Source organism: Nitrospinaceae bacterium, from assembly GCA_018669005.1.
GTDB lineage: Bacteria > UBA8248 > UBA8248 > UBA8248 > UBA8248 > UBA8248.
In genome coordinates, this window is sequence record JABJAL010000072.1 from 371333 (window position 1) to 388354 (window position 17022).

Below are 17022 nucleotides of genomic sequence, written 5' to 3' on the forward strand. Positions count from 1 at the left end.
ACGCTATCTCCATTTTCTTAGGCCGGAACCCCTGGGGGGCTCGCGGCGTCGGCCGCTTTGTCGGCGGCAGATGCTGCGCCGCCGCGCCGCTGAATAAGTTTTTCCCAAATCCGGATTTCCGCCTCTGCAGCCGATGACCACGATAGGCTCTCGGCTCGGCTCCGGGCCATGTTTCCTAAACGTTTTTTTTCATCTGCCGAGTCGATGATTCTCATCATCGCCTCGGCAAAGGCAATGTTGTCGCCGTCGGGTACAATATACCCTGTTTTTCCAGTCTCGATATTGCTCGATATCCCGCCGACATCAAACGCTACTGCCGGAAGCTCGCAAGCGGCGGCCTCAAGCGCAACGAGGCCGAATGTTTCGTACCGCGAAGGAACCGCCAGCGCATCGGCGGCCGAGTAGTAAGCTCGAAGTGTCTCCTGAGATTTTGCCCCGAGGAAGTGAAAGTCTCTGGCTTGGCCTGCCTCATTCGCGATATCGAGAATACGACTTACTTCCTCGCGCTGTGCCGTAGAGGAGAAGGCCCCAGGGGATAATCCTTGGGACGTTCTGTTTTCTTCCGTTGTTTCTCCGCCGATGTGTATGACGCGCACCTTAATATCGGGATGGCTCTTCTTGATGGCGGCAAGCGCCTCCACCAGTCTGTCGAGTCCTTTGACCGGCTCGATTCTTCCGGCGGCGAGTATGATTTTTTCATCTCTGCTCAGGCCCAGAGTCGCCCTCGCCTCGGCCCGGGGCATTGGTGTGAAGCGCTCGGTGTCCACCCCGCAGGGCACCTGGAAAATTTTCGTTTCCTCGGCGCCCAGTTTTTCTCTCAGGTCAGTGGCCTCGGCAGTGGATGAGGCAATGAGGGCATCCGCCTCACCGGCAATTTTATTCTCGGCGAGGATCCTTTCCACACTCTCCCGGCCCTTGCCGCCGGGGAGGGAATCGTTTTTGCGAGCCGCTATGGTGTGAAATCTGTGGGCCAGTGGAACGCCCCAATTTTTAGAAAGCGTCTTTCCGGCCACGGCAGAGAGCCAGTAGTGCGATGAGATGACCCCGTACGCGAGGCCTTCTTTGTCCGCGAAATGGTTGATGCCAGAGGCAAAAGCTTCTGTAAATTGGAGTTGAAGATTTTTGTCGAGACTCTCTAGCGGGCCGGCAGGTATGCGTACGAGGTAGGCCCCCGGCGCGAGTTCCTCGGCCACCGGAAGCTCTCCGCTCTCGGCCCGGGTGTAAACGTCGGCCTCCACCCCGAGGGCGGGCAGGGCTTTTGCCACCTCGCGGACGTAAACGTTCATGCCGCCGGTTACGTCCCCGCCCAGCGTGCTCGCCGGGTCGGTATGCATGGAGAGCAGCGCAGCGCGAAGCGGCTGATCGGGGCTCATGCGCCCTCCCGGGTTAATCGGATGCATTTGATGGCCTCATCCTTGGCCGCGAAACGGTATTTGTAAGGCTCATCGCCCCGCAGCATGTCGAACGAGGTGCGCCCGGCCTGGATGGCTTGCTCGATATTCTGTGCGAGCAGAACAAGGCCCGCGCTCAGTTCACGCTCGCCCGGATCGAAGCCTGAGTTGTAAAGATAAATTCGGTCCCCGTAGTCGAGAGAGAAGTTCGCGGCAACAGGATGGTCGTCCACGCGCATGATACTGAGGTCAAGCCATCCGCGATCGAGCATTTCCCTCGACATGTTCTTGAAAAAGGCTAGCCGCGATTCGTTCCAAAAATCTGCCTTCTCGGGTTGGCTCAATTTGTGAAGATGAACGAATTCCTCGATATCGTTTTCCAGTTCTTTTTCGGCAAGTGTACGGTGAAATTCAAGGCCCGGCTCCATGTTCGCCTTGCGGATCTTGCGGCGCAGCTCCCTCTCCTCGCGCTGGCCGAGCATGCCGGTGTAATCGTCCCACGAATCGGGAAGCGTGATCACCGGGCACACTTCTTCTGGCTCGATGGTGGCGGTGTTCTCTGACGCTGAGAAATACGCTACCGTCGGCGAGTCCTCGGGCGTACTGTGGAGGACGAGTTCTTTCCAGGGTGGGGCCGCCGAGCTATTCAAGTACTCAAGTAGTGCTCCCCAGGCCTCGAAGTGGGCCCCCTCTCTGGCGATAATGTCGAGGTAGTCCGTCAGGTCCTCGCCGCCGATAAAACGCATGACGCCGTCTTCCCGAAGGGTAAGCGGGGCAATGGCGAGCAGAGGCTCTCCTTGTCTGCCGATTGTGCAGATATGGATCTCCCCTGAGCCCAGGTGTTTCCACCAGGTGGCGAGCCAGGCCGGATCGTAGAAGGGATGGGCGTGGCTGCTGGCCTCCATCAGCGAGCGCCACTCGGGTGCCAGCCGGGTAAAATCCTCCTCGGCGGAATGAACGCAGACCTGGAGCGGCTCTTTCCCCGAGGGGCTGGGCGCGGTGTAGCAAGGCGTGGGCGTGGAACACGATGAAGACATTCTTTCTCCAGTAATTTTTTAAACGCGATTGGTAAAAATCGCCGTAAGAAAAAACCCACAAATACTAAACGCGGTTATATGAAGCGTCAATACGGGCCCTAAAGCGGGACGAATTCTGCGGTCTCATGTCCTTCCGATGGTGGAATCAGCTTGGGCTTGCCGAATCCGAGTATCTTTTTGAGCAACAGCTTTTGAAAAAGCGTGAAGCCAGCTTTCGTGACCCCCCGGATCGAGGGTGTGTTCTTCGCCTCAACGAAAATTGTCGAGCGTGTGAGGTTGAGGTCTCTGCCATATTCAAGCGCCCGCTGAAGAACTGAAGGGTAGAGGTTCTTGCCCCGCCAAGGCTCAAGGGTGAAGGCGTCGTAGAGATAAATTTCGCCGGGTGCGGTTTTGACGGCCAGGGAGATCTCCTCGACGCCTACCTTTCCTTGAGAGCCCCATATGTAGCTGACGATATACCCCTTGTGGATAGCGACAAAGCACATTTCGCCTCGCCCGAATCTCCTGTCCACCATCCGCTCGCCCTGCACCTCTTCGATCAACGGGCGATAGGCAGACTCTGAATCCAGTGTTTGGTACGTGGCTTCAATGCGAGCCTCGTTGGCCGGGATCTCCCCTGGGTAGATGAAGTCGTAGAGCCCAAGTTCCACATCGGTGCTTAAAAATGAAGGCCACCCGCTCAATTAACTGTCTCCTTTTCTTCCGTATTCTCAAGGGCGCAGATATAGGGTTCAAGCTGCTCGGCGAGGCCGTCCAGGCCCGCCAGCGCAGACAGGTGACGGCGCGTGTGCTCTGCCGTCAAGGATATATACCGGATATAGCGGGGGTTTCCCCGTTCTGTTTTCTGGAAGGCGAATGTGCCGATGGCCTTGAGGTTTCTTTGAAGGGCTGTAAGCGAAAGAGCGCGATCAAACGCCGGGCGATCTGGAAAAAGATTTCGCGCATTAGATGCCTTCCAAAATTTCTCGATGAGCGTCTCCCTGGCGGCCTCTGGGAGGGAAACGTAGCTGTCATAAACTAGGGACGCCAGGTCGTAGGTTGCCGGGCCGAGGCGCGCGTCCTGAAAATCGAGAATGATGAGCTGCGCCGCCTCTAGCTTCGGGCTCGCCGCCATGAGATTTCTGCTGTGGTAGTCCCGGTGGGTCAGCACATAGGGCAAATCGCAAAGCGCTTTTGCCAGTGCCGAAAACGGCTTGGCGAAATCCATCTCGGGGGCATTCATGCCGCAAAGCGCCTCCAGGGCGCAGCGACGGGTCATATGCAGTTCGCGCTCGAACAACGCAGCGTCAAACCCGTAGCCGAGTGCCATGCAGTCCTTTTTGTCATTAGGAGAGTTTTGGAGGTTTATCAGCAGATTGATCGATTCTTCATAATAAGGGCGAGCCGTCTCCCATCCGCCTACCTGCCAGACATCCTCAAGCGTTTGCTCGCCGCCATCCTCAAGAAGCAGCACACCGGCGCTCGGGTTGGAGCCCAAAATTTCGGGGACAGGCAGGCCAACCGAGCGGAAATGGACCTGCACATTAATAAAGGGAAGCTCATTCTCCTCGAATGGCTCGGGGAGAATCATGCCGACCGAAGTAGGGGGTCGTGCCTTCGGATGCCGAAGGCGGATATAGGCGCGCCCCGAGGCGTCTCCGGTAATTGGCGAGGTATCGACCACGGGTGCAGCAAGGACCTCCTCGGCGAGTTTGATCAGACGCTCCACCCCTGTGGGGGGAATGCCTGAATCGAGGAAGGCCCTATCCGTCACGCGCTGCCTCCGGCCCTTGGTGTGGGAAGTGTGGCGGTGCGGCCGAGCTCCGCGAGCACCTCGGCATAGGGCACATCCTCCGGGCGGCGAAGCTCGTAGGTGAGCGGTCCCTCATAGCCAGCTTCCTCAAGCGCATCTATCAGAGCAAGAAACGGCGTTTTTCCTTCTCCGGGTATGAGGTGAGCGTCGTTCTCGCCGTCGTTGTCATGAAGATGGGTGGCGGCGGCCAGCGGGGCGAGGCGCTTAAAGGCCTCTGCCGCACCCTCGCCCTCGGTGAGATGGGCATGCCCGGCATCGATGCAGACGCGCACATTCGGATGATCGATGCGCTCGACCAGCGCTTCAATCTGTGCAGCCCCTCCGAGCGGTGAAGGGATGTTCTCGACCGCGAGCGTCATCTCCAAATGCTCTGCAATGGGGGCCAGCTGCTCGATGCTCTGACAAAAACCATCGAGGTTATCACTCGCCCCGGCGGCACCCGGGGCCGATGGATGAAGAACGCCTATCCGGGCGCCTAGGCGCGCCATGGCAATCATGGCTGTCTGGGTCTGGGTGATGGCGGCGAGGCGCTTTTCGGGCTCCGAATGGGACAGGGAGAGCCATTTGCCGGCGCGCGCTGCATTGAAGTGTTCATAAAACGGGGCGTGAAAACTGACGGCTTTGAGGGAAAGCTCCTCGAGCCATTCGTCGAGTTGGGAAATCGCACCGGGATTGTCATATTCCAGATGGGGCTTCATCGCCCATAGCTCGACCTGGCAATATCCGGCCTCCGCTGTGGTTTTGAGATGGTCAAAAGTGAGGGGCTCGTATGCAAAAAGATGGGCTGAGAGACTCGGTGTTGGTGGCAAAATCTATCCTTTGTCGAATGAGTGTTAGAAAAACAATCCTTTAGCCCATTATAGGGCCCTGGCCTAAGGGGGAACAATACGCCTCAGGACTGTGGGAAAAAAGAGCGCGATTGGTCTTCTGGGCCTACATTTTAGAGAAGCCCTCTCGTGTTGATGCGGCCTGAGCCGGATGGTGAATTGCACTTTGATTCGGGCCGCCTCGAAATACAGGAAAAATCTTGGACATTTTCTTGACATGTGGGAGTATCCATAGTATTGGTCAGACCACCTGACCAGAAGCATTTCGAATGACCTTAGATTTTGGACACTCTTTCCGGGCCACCAAGCCCGGCCCCAGGAGGGGAATTCTTGCTCCGCCCGGTCAAAAGAACGCGTCTCTATGAAGACGTTGTCGCCCAAATTGAGCACTTGATACGGACGAAGAAACTTTGTTCGGGCGACAGGCTTCCCTCCGAGCGTGAGCTAGCCGCAACACTAGGCATTGGCCGCGCGTCGGTGCGCGAGGCGCTTCGCACCCTCGACTCCACCGGCCTCATTGAAGTCCGAAGCGGCCAGGGCGCCTTTCTCAGAAATCTCAGCGTCGATCCCTATCTCGCATCGATCAGAGAGAGCCTCTCGTTCCTTCTCGATGTGCGCCAGGAAACCTTGCTTGAACTCTGGGAGGTTCGTCGGGGGCTTGAGGGGCAGATAGCCCCACTTGCCGCCGGGCGGTGTAGCGCGGCAGACATTGAAAAGCTCCGTAACCTGACCGATGAAATGCGTGGGCGCAGATCCTCCTCGGAGGCGTTTGTCCACTCGGGGATCGCATTTCACCGCACCCTCGCCGAGGCGGCAGGGAACACTGTTTTACTGACGCTCTGGGAGGCCATTGCGGGCCTGATTGAAAAGAGCCAGCGCCGCATCATCGGCATCCCCGGCCAGCCCGACGAGGCCCTTGCTAAGCATGAGGCGCTTCTAGCCGCTGTTGAGGCGGGCGACACTGAGGCGGCGAGCGCTGCCATGCGCGAGCATATGGATGCCGAGGGAGAGCATCTCCGAGCGGCGCTTATCGCTGCTGGCGGCGCTGGATTAATTAGCGAGCCGAAAAACCATCCAAATAATATCGCCGAAGGCGAAATACAGGGCAAAAAAAAAGGAGAAGCGAGAATCAGAAATTTAGCCTAAGACCGGAAGTCATTTTTTATTTTGTGAAATGTAGCCCACTAGAGGGCCGCACTTTGCGTTTACCGCAACATTCTTTTCAAGGAGGAGTTCACTATGGTGGACCTCAGCAAACAGGGAATGCCGATGGATTTTCTGCAGCGGGAGCATTATCAGTCGCCCCGCCGCGTGTTCAGTCAGACGGGCAGCGATTGGCAGCGCCGGGTCGATTTCGACCAGATGCGCAAGGACAGGCTCCAGCGCGCCAAGGACATGATGGAAAAGCACGACATGGACGCCATCATCATGTTCAAGGGCGAGAACATCCGCTACACCTGCTCGGTCTTCCAGGGTAATTGGAAGAACAATATCTTCATCCGCTATGCGGTGCTTTGCCGTGGTGCGGAGACCCCCGTTCTCTTCGAGACGGCTGGCTCCGACTTTGAGTGCGCTCGCATCGACGCCCCCTGGCTCAAGGGTAACATCCGCCCCGCCATCACCTGGAAATGGTCCGAGACGGCCGAGCAGATGATGGTCAACCGCATGGTTGATTCGGTTATCGATGTTCTCAAAGAGGGTGGAGTAGACCTGGGTGGCCGCATTGGTATCGACATCATGGACTTCCAGGCCTACAGCGCCTTCACCGAAAAGGGTGTGAATCTGGTTAACGCATGGCCGGCCATGAGTGAGGCCCGCGTCATCAAGACCCCCGAGGAGATCGAGTGCCTGAAGATTAGCTCGGCCATCGGTGACACCTGCATGTGGAAGATCCGCCACGAATGGCTCAAGCCTGGCATTCGCGAGTGCGACCTCACGGCGTGGGTCAATAACCTGCTTTATGAAGAGGGCTTTGACTTCGTTTACGACATCATCGTCGCCTCGGGCGGTAACACCAGCCCGTACCGTCGTTGGCACACCGACAAGATGATTCGCGACGGCGACCTGGTAATCGTGGACATTAATGCTATCGGTCCTGGCGGCTACTTCGTTGACTATGTGCGCTGCTTCAAATGTGGCGGCGACTGGACGAAGACCGAAAAAGCGCTCTACCGTGAGGTTTACGACTCGATGTACGCAGGCCTTGAGAACCTCAAGCCTGGTAAGACGACCAAGGACGTTGCCTCGCAGTTCCCCGTGTACGCTGACGATAAGTACGGCACGGTGACGCTTCAGCAGTTTGCCCACTCCATCGGCCTCGACCTCTATGAGGGCATGTGGATTAGCCGGGCCTACAGCCTCGACTATCCGGTGGAAATTAAAGAGAACATGTACTTCGCCATCGAGACCTTCGCTGGCCATGCGGGCCTGCCGCAGACGGTTCGCCTCGAGGAGAACGTCCTCGTCGGCCCCGACGGCCCGATTATCTTCACTGGCATGCAGCACTACGACGAGTGCATCCAGGACTCGCCCTTCTTCGACTTCTCGCATAAATCGCGGGGCGAGGGGCGTTTCGAGTAAACGAGTCATTCCTTCCTCGGCGGGCAGTGTAGCTTTCGGGCCGCTGTCCGTCGGGGTCTTATAACTTTTTTAAAGAGGAGAGTTGGGCAATGAGCGAGCCTTGGAACACAGACATGTGGTTCACCAGTCCCTGGAATTTCGACAAAGAAGTCCGCGATCAGGTGAACTTTGATCCCAGCCCCAAGCTCCACGATGTAACGCTTCGCGACGGCGAGCAGCAGACCGGCGTTCTTTTCACCAAGGATGATAAAATCCGCATCGCCGAGGCGCTTGCCGAGGTGGGTGTTCACCGCATCGAAGCTGGTATGCCCGTCGTATCGAAGCCTGATGAGGAAGCCATCAAGGAGATTGTCAAGCGCCTTGAAGGCTCGGACACCGAGGTGTTCAGCTTTGCACGCTGCATGGTTGACGATGTGAAGCGCTCGGTCGATACCGGCGTCAAAGGCATTGTCATGGAGGTTCCCAGCTCGACCCACATCATCGAGCGTGCCTACAAGTGGGACCTCAACAAGGCCATCGATACTTCGATCAAGGCGACGCAGTATGCCAAGGAAAACGGACTCTATGTCTGCTTTTTCCCGATCGACTTCTCGCGCGCCCCGCTCGACTGGGTGCTCCCCATGCTCAAGCGTGTTGCGACCGAGGGCCATATGGACTCCCTCGCCATCGTTGACACCTTTGGCGGCCTTGCGCCCCACACCGTGCCCCACCTGATCAAGAAAATGCGCGAGGTGTTCCCAGACACGCCGTTTGAGCCCCACTTCCATGACGACTATGGAATGGGCGTGGCCAACACCCTGATGGCGATGGCGGCGGGCTGCCAGGTGGCCCAGACTTCGGTCACCGGCCTTGGCGAGCGCGCTGGCAACTGCGCTTATGAAGAGCTCACCCTCGCCATGAAGACCATGTATGACGTTGACATGGGCCTCAAGACCGAAAAAATGGTCGAGGTCTCGCGTCTCGTCACCGGTCTGGCGGACGTGGCTGTTCCGCCGAACCGCTGCATCGTCGGCGAGAAGCTCTATGACATCGAGAGCGGCATCATCGTCAGCTGGCTCAAGAACGCGGGCGTCGACTTCCCGACCGAACTCGTGCCCTATCGCGCGGGCCTCGTCGGCCAGACCGAGCCCAAGCCCGTTATCGGCAAAGGCTCTGGGATTGACTCGATTGTCTGGTTCTTGGAAGAGCTCGGCATCACGGCCACCCAGGAAGAGATGATGGCCCTGCTGATGGACGTAAAAGAGAAGGCGTTCGAGGTGAACCGCCTCCTCACGATGGAAGAGTTCAAAGAGCTGGCTGGCGCAGAATAGCGGCCAGATTCACTAAAGCATCACCAGCGGGGGCGGTCCACCACGGGCCGCCCCCGTTTTTTTGGCGCTCAATCATGTGGACGGACCATATATGTTGCCCCCTTGGGACTTGTCCCGTTTGGCGGTATTATTCTCTTTCTTTGCAATTATTCGATACCCGAAATCAGGAGTTTTTCATGAAAGCGGCATTGCTCGAAGCGCCACATAAAATGACGGTGGGGGGACAGCCCGACCCGGAGCTTAGGCCCGGCGAGGTGATTGTGGATGTCGCGACATCGGCTATCTGCGGCACCGATGTTTCCATCTGGGCAGGAAAGATGCCCGCCAACATTCCGGTTATTCCGGGCCATGAGTGCACTGGCACCGTCATCAGCCTCGGCGAGGGTGTCACGCGGCTGGCCCTTGGCGACAGGGTGGTGCTCAACCCGGTGACGGCTTGCGGAGTATGCCACTACTGCATGCGGGCGCTTACGAATCTTTGCCTGAACGGCGGGCTGCGGGGTCGTGAGGTTCCCGGCACCTTCGCCGAGCTTATCGCGGTAAAAGAAACCGAGGCCTACAAGATTCCCAACAATGTTTCCTTCGCGGCGGCGACGAATTTCGTTGGCCTCTACACCGTGGTGTACAGCCAGCGCAAAGCGCCCTACATTCCCGGCGGCTCGGTGGCCGTGCTCGGGCAGGGCTCAAGCGGGCTCCTTCATACACAACTGGCGAAAGTTTCGGGTGCGGCCAAGGTCATCGCTGTGACAAGGAGCAAGTGGAAGCTTGAAATGGCGCAAAAACTTGGGGCCGATGAGATTGTGCCCGCAGGCGAGGGCGATCCGGTTGCGCGCGTTAAGGAGTTAACCTCCGGCCTCGGGGCAGACGTGGTGATTGAAACGGCGGGTACGAACCAGACGATGATTCAGGCCTACGAGATGGTTCGTCCGGGCGGGGCGATTCTCCAGTTTGGCATCGGGCCAACTGAGGTCGGCGGCATTCCGGCGCAGTCCTACTATTTTAAGGACATCACCGTCATTGGCTCGCGCGCGGGCCTTGCCGAGGATTTCGATCGCGCCATCGCGCTGGTGGCCTCGGGTCAAATAGATCTTGAGCCGATTGTCACCCACCATTTTCCGCTCGATGATATTCAAAAGGGTTTTGAATTTATTGAGAGTGGCGGCGACGGGGGAACGCTTCGCGGCGTCATTCAAATTGGCGAGGGTGCATAATGCCATTTGAGCATCCATACATCCGCATTGGCGACCTGGCGCCAGAGAAAATGGATGAGGCTCAGGGCTGGGCCGTATCAGAGTTTCGGGTGGTCCTGAGTGAGAAAGAAAATTGCTCGTCCACGATGTTCCATGCTGTCTTCCAGGCTGGCGACAGACTCAAGAAACACCGGCACGATAGTTGTGACGAACAATACTATGTCGTCAGCGGCCACGGTCTCGCCGGAGCGGGCGCGGATCGTGTCGAGGTCCACGCCGGCCATTACCACTACATCCCCAAGGGGGTGGAGCATTGGTTGGTGAACCTCAGCCGGAATGAGCCACTGATAATTCTTGGGCTCTATGATCGCGCGCCGAACATGGGGGCCACCGGTTATGTCTTTTGCGGTGATGTCACTGAAGATGATTTGAGGGCCCCGAGGACATTGCGCAACGACAATCTGCAATATCCCCTGGTTCACCAGGACGCCGTTCCAATGGTGAAGGTGTCGAGGGATGAGGGGTGGACCCAGGATTATTTCTGTGAGCCCCTGAATAGGGACCACGGAGTCGGCTCATGCTGGATGTATGGATACTTCGGCCCCGGAACCGTTCACATGAAGCACCGCCACGATAACTGCGAGGAGATATGCTACGTATTGAAGGGCCACGGCCTCGCAGGTGTGGGTGCGGACCGCGGGGAACTCGCCCCCGGCGACGTTCACTTCATCCCCGCCGGGTGCGAGCACTGGCTCGCCAACATCAGCGATAGTGAAGATCTTGTTGCCCCTGGTTGGTATATTGGGGTTGGCGCGCTCGATGAGAGCGGATTCGCCTACAACGGCCCGGTGACGGACGAGGACATAAACGCCTCGCGCACGGGCCAGTTATAAAACGCCATTTTTCATAAGAGGAAACTGTCATGCCACTTCAATACCCCCTGATCCATGTAGATGATGTTGTTCCTGAGAACATGAATGCTGGCGAGGGCTGGGCGATCTCGGAGTTTCGCCTTCCCATTACCAAGGAATGCGGCAGTTCGACCTGCGTGTTCCACTCTATTTTCAGGCCTGGATCGACCCATAAAAAACACCTTCACACGAACTCGGACGAAATCGCCGTTTATCTGAGTGGCAATGGCGTTGTTGGCCAGGGCGACGGGCGGGCCGAGGTACGCGCCGGGCACTGCCGCCTCATGCCAGCAGGCTCGCCGCACTTTTTCCATAACGAGACGAAGGACGAGGATGCGCTGGTAATCGGGTTTTATGTCGGTGCGGGAAGCGTCGAGGACTCGGGTTATCAATTCGCTGGTGACGTGACCGAGGCTGATCTCGCCATGCCGAGGGATGGATTTGACGAGGGTATTCTGGTTCACCTCGACGATGTCCCCAAAGAGAATATGAACGAGGGCGAGGGCTGGTCAATCACGGATTTCCGTATTCCGATTGGCAGCCACAACGGTAGTTCGACCACGTTGTTTCGCGCGCGTTTTTTCCCGGGGGCTATTCACAAGAAACATCGCCACGATAATTGCGAGGAGATTTACTACATCATCAGCGGCCATGGCCTCGCCGGGGCAGGCTCTGATCGTGTTGAAGTGCGTGGTGGGCATTTTCACTATATCCCCAAGGGCGTTGAGCACTGGCTCTACAATCTGAGCGATACCGAGCCAGTTGAGGCGGTGGGTATGTATATCGGCTCGGGGAGCGTCGAGGAGACTGGCTACGTCTACATGGGCGACGTGACCGAGGACGACATCAAGACGCGCACCCCGCTTTAAGCCGTGTGCTAAGGAGTTAGATATGCCCGAATCGACCATGGAAGCGGTGGTGGTCCTTGAGCCGAATAAATACGAGTTTCAAAGAGAGGTGCCCAGGCCAGAGGTCGGGCCCGCCGAGGTGCTTTGCCGCATCGGCGCGACCGCTATCTGCGGAACAGATATCGGTATTATCTCCGGGAAATTTTTTCCGATGTGGCCGCCCAAATGGCCCTTCATCATCGGCCATGAGTGGGCAGGCACCGTTGAGGCGGTGGGGCAGGGTATTACCGACTACAAGCCGGGCGATCTCGTGGCCGGAAGCTCGGCCGTGGGTTGCGGCCATTGCCGCAACTGTATGCAGGGGCGCTACAATATTTGTCTCAACTACGGAAATGTTGATTCGGGACACCGCCAATACGGCTTCACGGTGCACGGCGCCTACGCACAATACATCTCGGTGAATGCGCGTTGCCTCGTCAAACTCCCGCCCGGTTCTGATCTTGCCACCGCCTCTTTGTACGATACTGCAGGAATCGCGCTCCATATTGCCAAGCAGGGTCGTATCGAGGCGGGCGACACAGTGGTTGTCATCGGGCCCGGCGCGATTGGTTCGGTCACCTATCAATGTGCACGAGCGCTCGGTGCTGGCCGCGTGATTGTTGTGGGCCGGGGCAGCCGACTCGATAAGGCGGCGGGAATGGGCTACGAGACGGTCAACTATGAGCAGACCGATGTCGAGCAATTCATTAAAGAGACGACCGGCGGCGTGGGGCCTGATGTCGTGCTCGAATGCGCGGGAACGCCCGGCACAATCGTTCAGGCAGTTGAAATGGTTAAAAAGGGGGGACGCGTTGTCGTGGGCGGTATTACCCAGGAGGATGCCCCTTTGCCGCTCCGCCGGTTTGTTCTGGATGAGATCGAAGTCATCGGCTCACGTGCCGCGCCGAACGCCCTGCCTGAAGTGCATGCCCTTGTCGAGAGCGGCGCGCTTGAGCTTCCCAGTCTTGTCACACATAAATTTCCGCTCAAAGAATTTGCGAAAGCGCTGGAGACGTTCAGCGAGCGAATAGACGGTGCGCTCAAAGTGGTTGTCGAGCCCTGAGGTGTGGTGGCGTATCTTTGTGAGGTGAGAGATGGCTACAATTTTGGTGGCAGATGACGATGAGACGCTTCCCCCCCTTTTAGAATCTATTTTAAGCGGGGCTGGGCACGATCTCTCTATCGCGAGAGATGGAAGAAAAGCCTATGAGTTGATTCGCAGGGTGGATTTCGATCTCATCATCCTGGATCACGATATGCCGGAGAAAACGGGCGTCGAAGTATTAAGTCAGCTCAGGCTCGAGAAAATCGCTCTTCCTCCCGTTATTATGCTGACCGCCCGAGGCGAGTCAGATATCGTCCAGACCTGCCTCGCGGCCGGGGCCAAAGATTATATCGTCAAGCCTTTTAAGGTTGATGAGGTGGCGCGGCGGGTCCAAAAATTCTTGGGGGCCGGGTGAGGGTGCGTGTTGCCACCTGCCGCAGATACCAGAGGGCAGGGTTGCTATTTATTTCATTAACATGTTGATATTAAATGAAATATGGTGATTCGTGGTGCCTGATTTGCCGGGCTCCGGAGGTTGAGAGCCCCGTTGCCTTTTTGAGGCGGAGTGGTATTATCTTGGATGAATTTGGTCTGGTTTTTCGATAAACGATTTGCGGCCAACCATAGGCCATTTACCTGGAGTAATCGCGATGAATATTACTGACGGCGCAGTCTCGAAGATCAAGGAAATCATGGACCAGCATGGGGGCGGCTTCGCCGGAATCCTCGTTAGCTTTGAGGGCGGCTATAAGCTCGATCTCGTGAAAGAAGAGGACGCAAGCGATTTCGAAAAACTTGAGCACCCTGAAATGGGCGTATACGCTCCTGTCGAGCATCTCTCTCGCGCCGAGCTGGCGCAGATAGATTTTATTTCCGAGGGCCCGACAAGCGGCTTCAAAATCACGCGCGAGCGTGCCGAGGGTGAGGAGTCTTTGCTCAAACAGCTTCAGGAAATAATCGACACCGAGATTAATCCAGCTGTCGCCTCGCATGGCGGCGTCATCAACCTGCTCGACGTTGAGGGCAAGCGCGTCTTCGTTCAGATGGGTGGCGGTTGTGCAGGCTGCGGCATGGCGGATGTCACGCTGAAGTCCGGCGTCGAGGCGCGTATTCAACAGATCGACCCAGAGCTTAAAGTGGTGGACACCACCGACCACGCCTCAGGGGACAACCCCTACTACGCACCGACCAAAAAATAAGTTTTTTTTAGATTTAAACGACTTCACCTTCCGGCTCGGCTCCCTCCTCGGGGTCGAGCCGGAATTTTAATTGTGCATGTGCCTGGCGAAGCGCCGCCTCGACATCCTCCGGCGCCTCCCCCTTCGCGAAAATAAATCCCAGATAGCGATTCCCCTCGGGAAGCGGAACGACCAGCCCCCCGGTGTGGATGCTAATATCTATCGAGGTGATGCCCGGCTCTGCCAGTGCCGCCGCCATCCCATCGACCCCCTTTAAAATTCCCCGCCCAGGGATCGGTATCATCATCACCCCCGAGGCCGCGCTGGTCCGCGCCATCGAGGGCGGGGTGGTGCCCAGCGCTTTTGAGAGAATCAAATCCTCAAGCGCTAGCCCGTCGCCAAACTCAAGCGCTCCCGAGCATTTGCCGCCGATACTGCGGCTCGCCAAATCGAGCACCCATACCCCATCAGCATTCACCCGAAGCTCGGCGTGCACAGGCCCGTCCTTGAGGCCAACTGCCTTGGCGGCGCGCTTAACAGCCTCGATAATTTTGTTTTGTATATCCTCGGTCAGACGCGAGGGCGTGACGTAAATCGTCTCCTCGAAATACGGCCCCACCATCGGATCAGGCTTGTCGAAAATCGCCAGAACATGAAGAGCGCCCGCAGCGACAAGCCCTTCAAGCGCAACCTCCTGGCCGGGAATGTAATCCTCGACAAGTAGCGAGTCCGCCTCAAGGCCGCCGCGCTCCTTGGTATCGGTGTCCGTGAGTATTATTCCGATTCTCAGGTAGGCGGCGGCAAACTCCGCCTCATTGTTCGCCCTGATGACGCCCTGGCTCGCGGCGAGAAACGTTGGTTTTAAAACACAAGGATACGAGACCGAACGGGCGATGGTCGCCGGGTCGTCATCCGCCCCGACAAGCCGAAATCCGGGAGAGGGCAGCCCCTCCTCGTCGAGGATTTTTCTTAGCTCGTATTTGCTTCGGGTGGCGCGGGCCGCCTCCACCGTGTGGGAGGGGAGGCCCAGCGCCTCGGCTGCCATCGCGCCCGATATCACCGTGTCATCGTCCACCGCCACAATGGCATCCACCGGAAACTCGGCGGCAAACGCCTTGATGTCCGTCGCCGAGTTTTCTGGTTCATGGAAGTTGAGAGCGAGCGATGCGCCCGGATTCAAATCGGCCAGTACATCTGGCCGATCAGTGCCAACCGTGACGCTAATCCCCGCCCGCTCGGCTGCTGAAAGATAAGCCGAGGCCCGGTAGGTGTTCACCGTCATCAAAAGCAGTGCGCGTTTCATCTAGATGCGCTCAACCTTGCATATGGGCCCGGATATCGTCCCAGGTCGAGAGGCGGCGGTTGCTGTGCTGGAGTGGGGGCTGCGGGGTCATGATTTCGAGCCAGCGGCAGTGTGTCCCCCGGTTCATGAAAAACCCGTGCGGCGAGCCCACGCCTGACCAGGCAATCGTTCCCGGCTTGATGACATATTCCTTCCCCTCGGCGGTGAAGGTGCACTCGCCATCAAGAACAAGATAAGCCTCCTCAAAAGAGTGCTCGTGCTCGTTCGTCTGACCGCCGTCTGAAAACTCGATCATGAACATATCGAATTGATAGCTGCCGAATTTTTTGTCAATCAACATTTTTTTCGCCCAGCCCCACATGTATTTATCGACATTCTGGACAGGAGGAATCTGGTCCCACTCAAAATGCCCGGTCATCCGGCTGGCCGGGTTTAAGGGGTCAAACGAAAGGGGCTCACCCCATTCCGTCCCTTTGGTGAAAAAGAGGTCCGGCCAACCATCCGCCGGCTTGGGCTGGGGGGCGCATTTCTCGACCCATTTGGCCGGGGCGCCCGAGGTGTTTCTGAAAGCGTGCTCTGTCCCGATGGGGATGAGGGCATATTCAAATTTGCCGAGGCGGTATACCTGCCCGTCGCGGTTGAGCTCAATTTCACCCTCCAGAACAAAAATGCCTTTCTCATAAGCGTGAACGCAAGCGTCGATTCGCCCGCCAGGGTTAAGCGCGGCGATGCTGAAGCCGATATGGACCGAGCCCTGCGCGGCCCCGATAAGATCGGCCCGCTGAAAACCCTCCGAATGCCCCGCGTAGTTCGCGGGTGTCTCGTACAACGAATCGGTGATTTCTCTGAATGAATGCATAGTGTCGCTCCTTTATGAAGTTCGAAATTTGCTTGGGCTCTATTTGATAAGTCTTCCCATTAGGGAAGTATATCCTTGTGCCGAGTTCGTTGAATTCCTCTTACGCTATCGGCGAATAATCGGTTGGCCGCAAGATAACGGTGTCGGTGCGCTGGCTGAGACCTTGGAAGCGACTCATGAGTTTTTTGAATTCTGGATCCGCGACGAGGGAGCTTTGCGCCTCCTCGTATTGGGCCCAATTCTCAAAGGCTGTGAGCGACACGACCGAGGGCGAGGGTCCGATTTCGGTTTTCCAGTAGCCCACAATCTTGATGCCGTGTTTCTCGAAATAAGGAATCGCCTCGCGGCGAAGCTCGTGGAACTCGTTCATCTTGCCCGGCATGACATGGTGTGTTCTAAGCGAGTAAATCATGGGTGCGTCTCCTGTTGAAATTTCCCGTTGATGTTTGTTTTTGTTCCCTAGCTTGAGTACCAGCCGCCGTCCACCATGAGCGAGGCGCCGGTTACGAGGTTGCTCGCGGCCGAGGCGAGAAAGACGCAGGGGCCCACGAGCTCGCCCATCCGGCCGAAGCGGCCCATTGGCGTTCGCCCGCAGATGGCGTCGTTAATGACGGGGTCTTCTTTTAAGGGCTGCGTGAGCGGGGTGTCGATGAAGTTGGGGCAGATGCAGTTGACCTGAATGTTCTCCTTCGCCCAGTCCACCGCGAACGAG

The 17022-nt window shown here is 57.4% G+C and carries 18 protein-coding genes; 9 read left to right on the forward strand and 9 right to left on the reverse strand.

Translation table 11 applies throughout. The features are described from left to right. Positions 1 to 17: 17 nt before the first annotated feature. From HOJ95_11430 to HOJ95_11450, 5 genes are all read right to left on the reverse strand, one after another. Positions 18 to 1373: a glycosyltransferase gene (locus HOJ95_11430; protein ID MBT6395310.1), complete on the reverse strand. Its 1356-nt coding sequence runs from the start codon at positions 1371 to 1373 to the stop codon at positions 18 to 20. Then, entirely contained in the window at positions 1370 to 2428 is a 1059-nt protein-coding gene (locus tag HOJ95_11435; GenBank protein ID MBT6395311.1) for a GNAT family N-acetyltransferase, read from the reverse strand. Before HOJ95_11435 ends, HOJ95_11430 begins: the two co-directional genes overlap by 4 nt. Positions 2429 to 2526: 98 nt before the next feature. Further along, positions 2527 to 3111: a GNAT family N-acetyltransferase gene (locus HOJ95_11440; GenBank protein ID MBT6395312.1), complete on the reverse strand. Its 585-nt coding sequence runs from the start codon at positions 3109 to 3111 to the stop codon at positions 2527 to 2529. After that, a complete protein-coding gene (locus tag HOJ95_11445; GenBank protein MBT6395313.1) occupies positions 3108 to 4181 on the reverse strand; it encodes a phosphotransferase in 1074 nt (357 codons plus the stop codon). Before HOJ95_11445 ends, HOJ95_11440 begins: the two co-directional genes overlap by 4 nt. After that, complete coding sequence (locus HOJ95_11450; protein ID MBT6395314.1) at positions 4178 to 5029, reverse strand: TIM barrel protein; 852 nt, start codon at positions 5027 to 5029, stop codon at positions 4178 to 4180. Before HOJ95_11450 ends, HOJ95_11445 begins: the two co-directional genes overlap by 4 nt. A 348-nt stretch (positions 5030 to 5377) precedes the next feature. On the opposite strand from HOJ95_11450, the gene HOJ95_11455 reads away from it, so the two are divergent. From HOJ95_11455 to HOJ95_11495, 9 genes are all read left to right on the forward strand, one after another. Then, entirely contained in the window at positions 5378 to 6193 is an 816-nt protein-coding gene (locus tag HOJ95_11455) for a FadR family transcriptional regulator (protein MBT6395315.1), read from the forward strand. A 117-nt stretch (positions 6194 to 6310) separates the two neighbouring features. After that, positions 6311 to 7627, forward strand: coding sequence for an aminopeptidase P family protein (locus HOJ95_11460; protein ID MBT6395316.1), 1317 nt, complete (start codon positions 6311 to 6313; stop codon positions 7625 to 7627). 89 nt (positions 7628 to 7716) lie between these two features. Then, entirely contained in the window at positions 7717 to 8937 is a 1221-nt protein-coding gene (locus tag HOJ95_11465; GenBank protein MBT6395317.1) for a pyruvate carboxyltransferase, read from the forward strand. 176 nt (positions 8938 to 9113) lie between these two features. Next, positions 9114 to 10148: an alcohol dehydrogenase catalytic domain-containing protein gene (locus HOJ95_11470; GenBank protein MBT6395318.1), complete on the forward strand. Its 1035-nt coding sequence runs from the start codon at positions 9114 to 9116 to the stop codon at positions 10146 to 10148. After that, positions 10148 to 11020 carry a cupin domain-containing protein gene (locus tag HOJ95_11475; protein MBT6395319.1) on the forward strand — a complete coding sequence of 291 codons (873 nt, stop codon included), beginning with the start codon at positions 10148 to 10150 and terminating at the stop codon, positions 11018 to 11020. The genes HOJ95_11470 and HOJ95_11475 overlap by 1 nt, the downstream gene beginning before the upstream one ends. A 29-nt stretch (positions 11021 to 11049) precedes the next feature. Further along, positions 11050 to 11907, forward strand: coding sequence for a cupin domain-containing protein (locus HOJ95_11480; GenBank protein MBT6395320.1), 858 nt, complete (start codon positions 11050 to 11052; stop codon positions 11905 to 11907). Positions 11908 to 11929: 22 nt separating this feature from the next. Next, positions 11930 to 12988, forward strand: coding sequence for an alcohol dehydrogenase catalytic domain-containing protein (locus HOJ95_11485; protein ID MBT6395321.1), 1059 nt, complete (start codon positions 11930 to 11932; stop codon positions 12986 to 12988). 31 nt (positions 12989 to 13019) lie between these two features. Continuing rightward, positions 13020 to 13385 carry a response regulator gene (locus HOJ95_11490; protein ID MBT6395322.1) on the forward strand — a complete coding sequence of 122 codons (366 nt, stop codon included), beginning with the start codon at positions 13020 to 13022 and terminating at the stop codon, positions 13383 to 13385. Between the two features lie 235 nt (positions 13386 to 13620). After that, positions 13621 to 14169 (forward strand): iron-sulfur cluster assembly accessory protein, encoded by a 549-nt coding sequence (locus HOJ95_11495; protein MBT6395323.1) that lies wholly within the window; start codon positions 13621 to 13623, stop codon positions 14167 to 14169. A 13-nt stretch (positions 14170 to 14182) separates the two neighbouring features. Here HOJ95_11495 and HOJ95_11500 read toward each other — a convergent pair whose 3' ends face one another. The 4 genes from HOJ95_11500 to HOJ95_11515 form a co-directional block, all read right to left on the reverse strand. Continuing rightward, entirely contained in the window at positions 14183 to 15451 is a 1269-nt protein-coding gene (locus tag HOJ95_11500) for an ATP-grasp domain-containing protein (protein ID MBT6395324.1), read from the reverse strand. A gap of 10 nt (positions 15452 to 15461) precedes the next feature. Further along, positions 15462 to 16310, reverse strand: coding sequence for a cupin domain-containing protein (locus HOJ95_11505; GenBank protein MBT6395325.1), 849 nt, complete (start codon positions 16308 to 16310; stop codon positions 15462 to 15464). A gap of 100 nt (positions 16311 to 16410) precedes the next feature. After that, positions 16411 to 16722 carry an NIPSNAP family protein gene (locus HOJ95_11510; GenBank protein MBT6395326.1) on the reverse strand — a complete coding sequence of 104 codons (312 nt, stop codon included), beginning with the start codon at positions 16720 to 16722 and terminating at the stop codon, positions 16411 to 16413. 47 nt (positions 16723 to 16769) lie between these two features. Continuing rightward, the coding region (locus HOJ95_11515) for an SDR family oxidoreductase (GenBank protein MBT6395327.1) at positions 16770 to 17022 on the reverse strand (253 nt) is incomplete at its 5' end.

Bases quoted from the DNA above. Each gene is read 5' to 3' on its own strand.
- HOJ95_11495 (MBT6395323.1), top strand. From the start codon at position 13,621: ATGAATATTACTGACGGCGCAGTCTCGAAGATCAAGGAAATCATGGAC.
- HOJ95_11475 (MBT6395319.1), top strand. From the start codon at position 10,148: ATGCCATTTGAGCATCCATACATCCGCATTGGCGACCTGGCGCCAGAG.
- HOJ95_11465 (MBT6395317.1), top strand. From the start codon at position 7,717: ATGAGCGAGCCTTGGAACACAGACATGTGGTTCACCAGTCCCTGGAAT.
- HOJ95_11485 (MBT6395321.1), top strand. From the start codon at position 11,930: ATGCCCGAATCGACCATGGAAGCGGTGGTGGTCCTTGAGCCGAATAAA.
- HOJ95_11490 (MBT6395322.1), top strand. From the start codon at position 13,020: ATGGCTACAATTTTGGTGGCAGATGACGATGAGACGCTTCCCCCCCTT.
- HOJ95_11480 (MBT6395320.1), top strand. From the start codon at position 11,050: ATGCCACTTCAATACCCCCTGATCCATGTAGATGATGTTGTTCCTGAG.
- HOJ95_11505 (MBT6395325.1), bottom strand. From the start codon at position 16,310: ATGCATTCATTCAGAGAAATCACCGATTCGTTGTACGAGACACCCGCG.
- HOJ95_11430 (MBT6395310.1), bottom strand. From the start codon at position 1,373: ATGAGCCCCGATCAGCCGCTTCGCGCTGCGCTGCTCTCCATGCATACC.
- HOJ95_11435 (MBT6395311.1), bottom strand. From the start codon at position 2,428: ATGTCTTCATCGTGTTCCACGCCCACGCCTTGCTACACCGCGCCCAGC.
- HOJ95_11500 (MBT6395324.1), bottom strand. From the start codon at position 15,451: ATGAAACGCGCACTGCTTTTGATGACGGTGAACACCTACCGGGCCTCG.
- HOJ95_11460 (MBT6395316.1), top strand. From the start codon at position 6,311: ATGCCGATGGATTTTCTGCAGCGGGAGCATTATCAGTCGCCCCGCCGC.
- HOJ95_11470 (MBT6395318.1), top strand. From the start codon at position 9,114: ATGAAAGCGGCATTGCTCGAAGCGCCACATAAAATGACGGTGGGGGGA.
- HOJ95_11510 (MBT6395326.1), bottom strand. From the start codon at position 16,722: ATGATTTACTCGCTTAGAACACACCATGTCATGCCGGGCAAGATGAAC.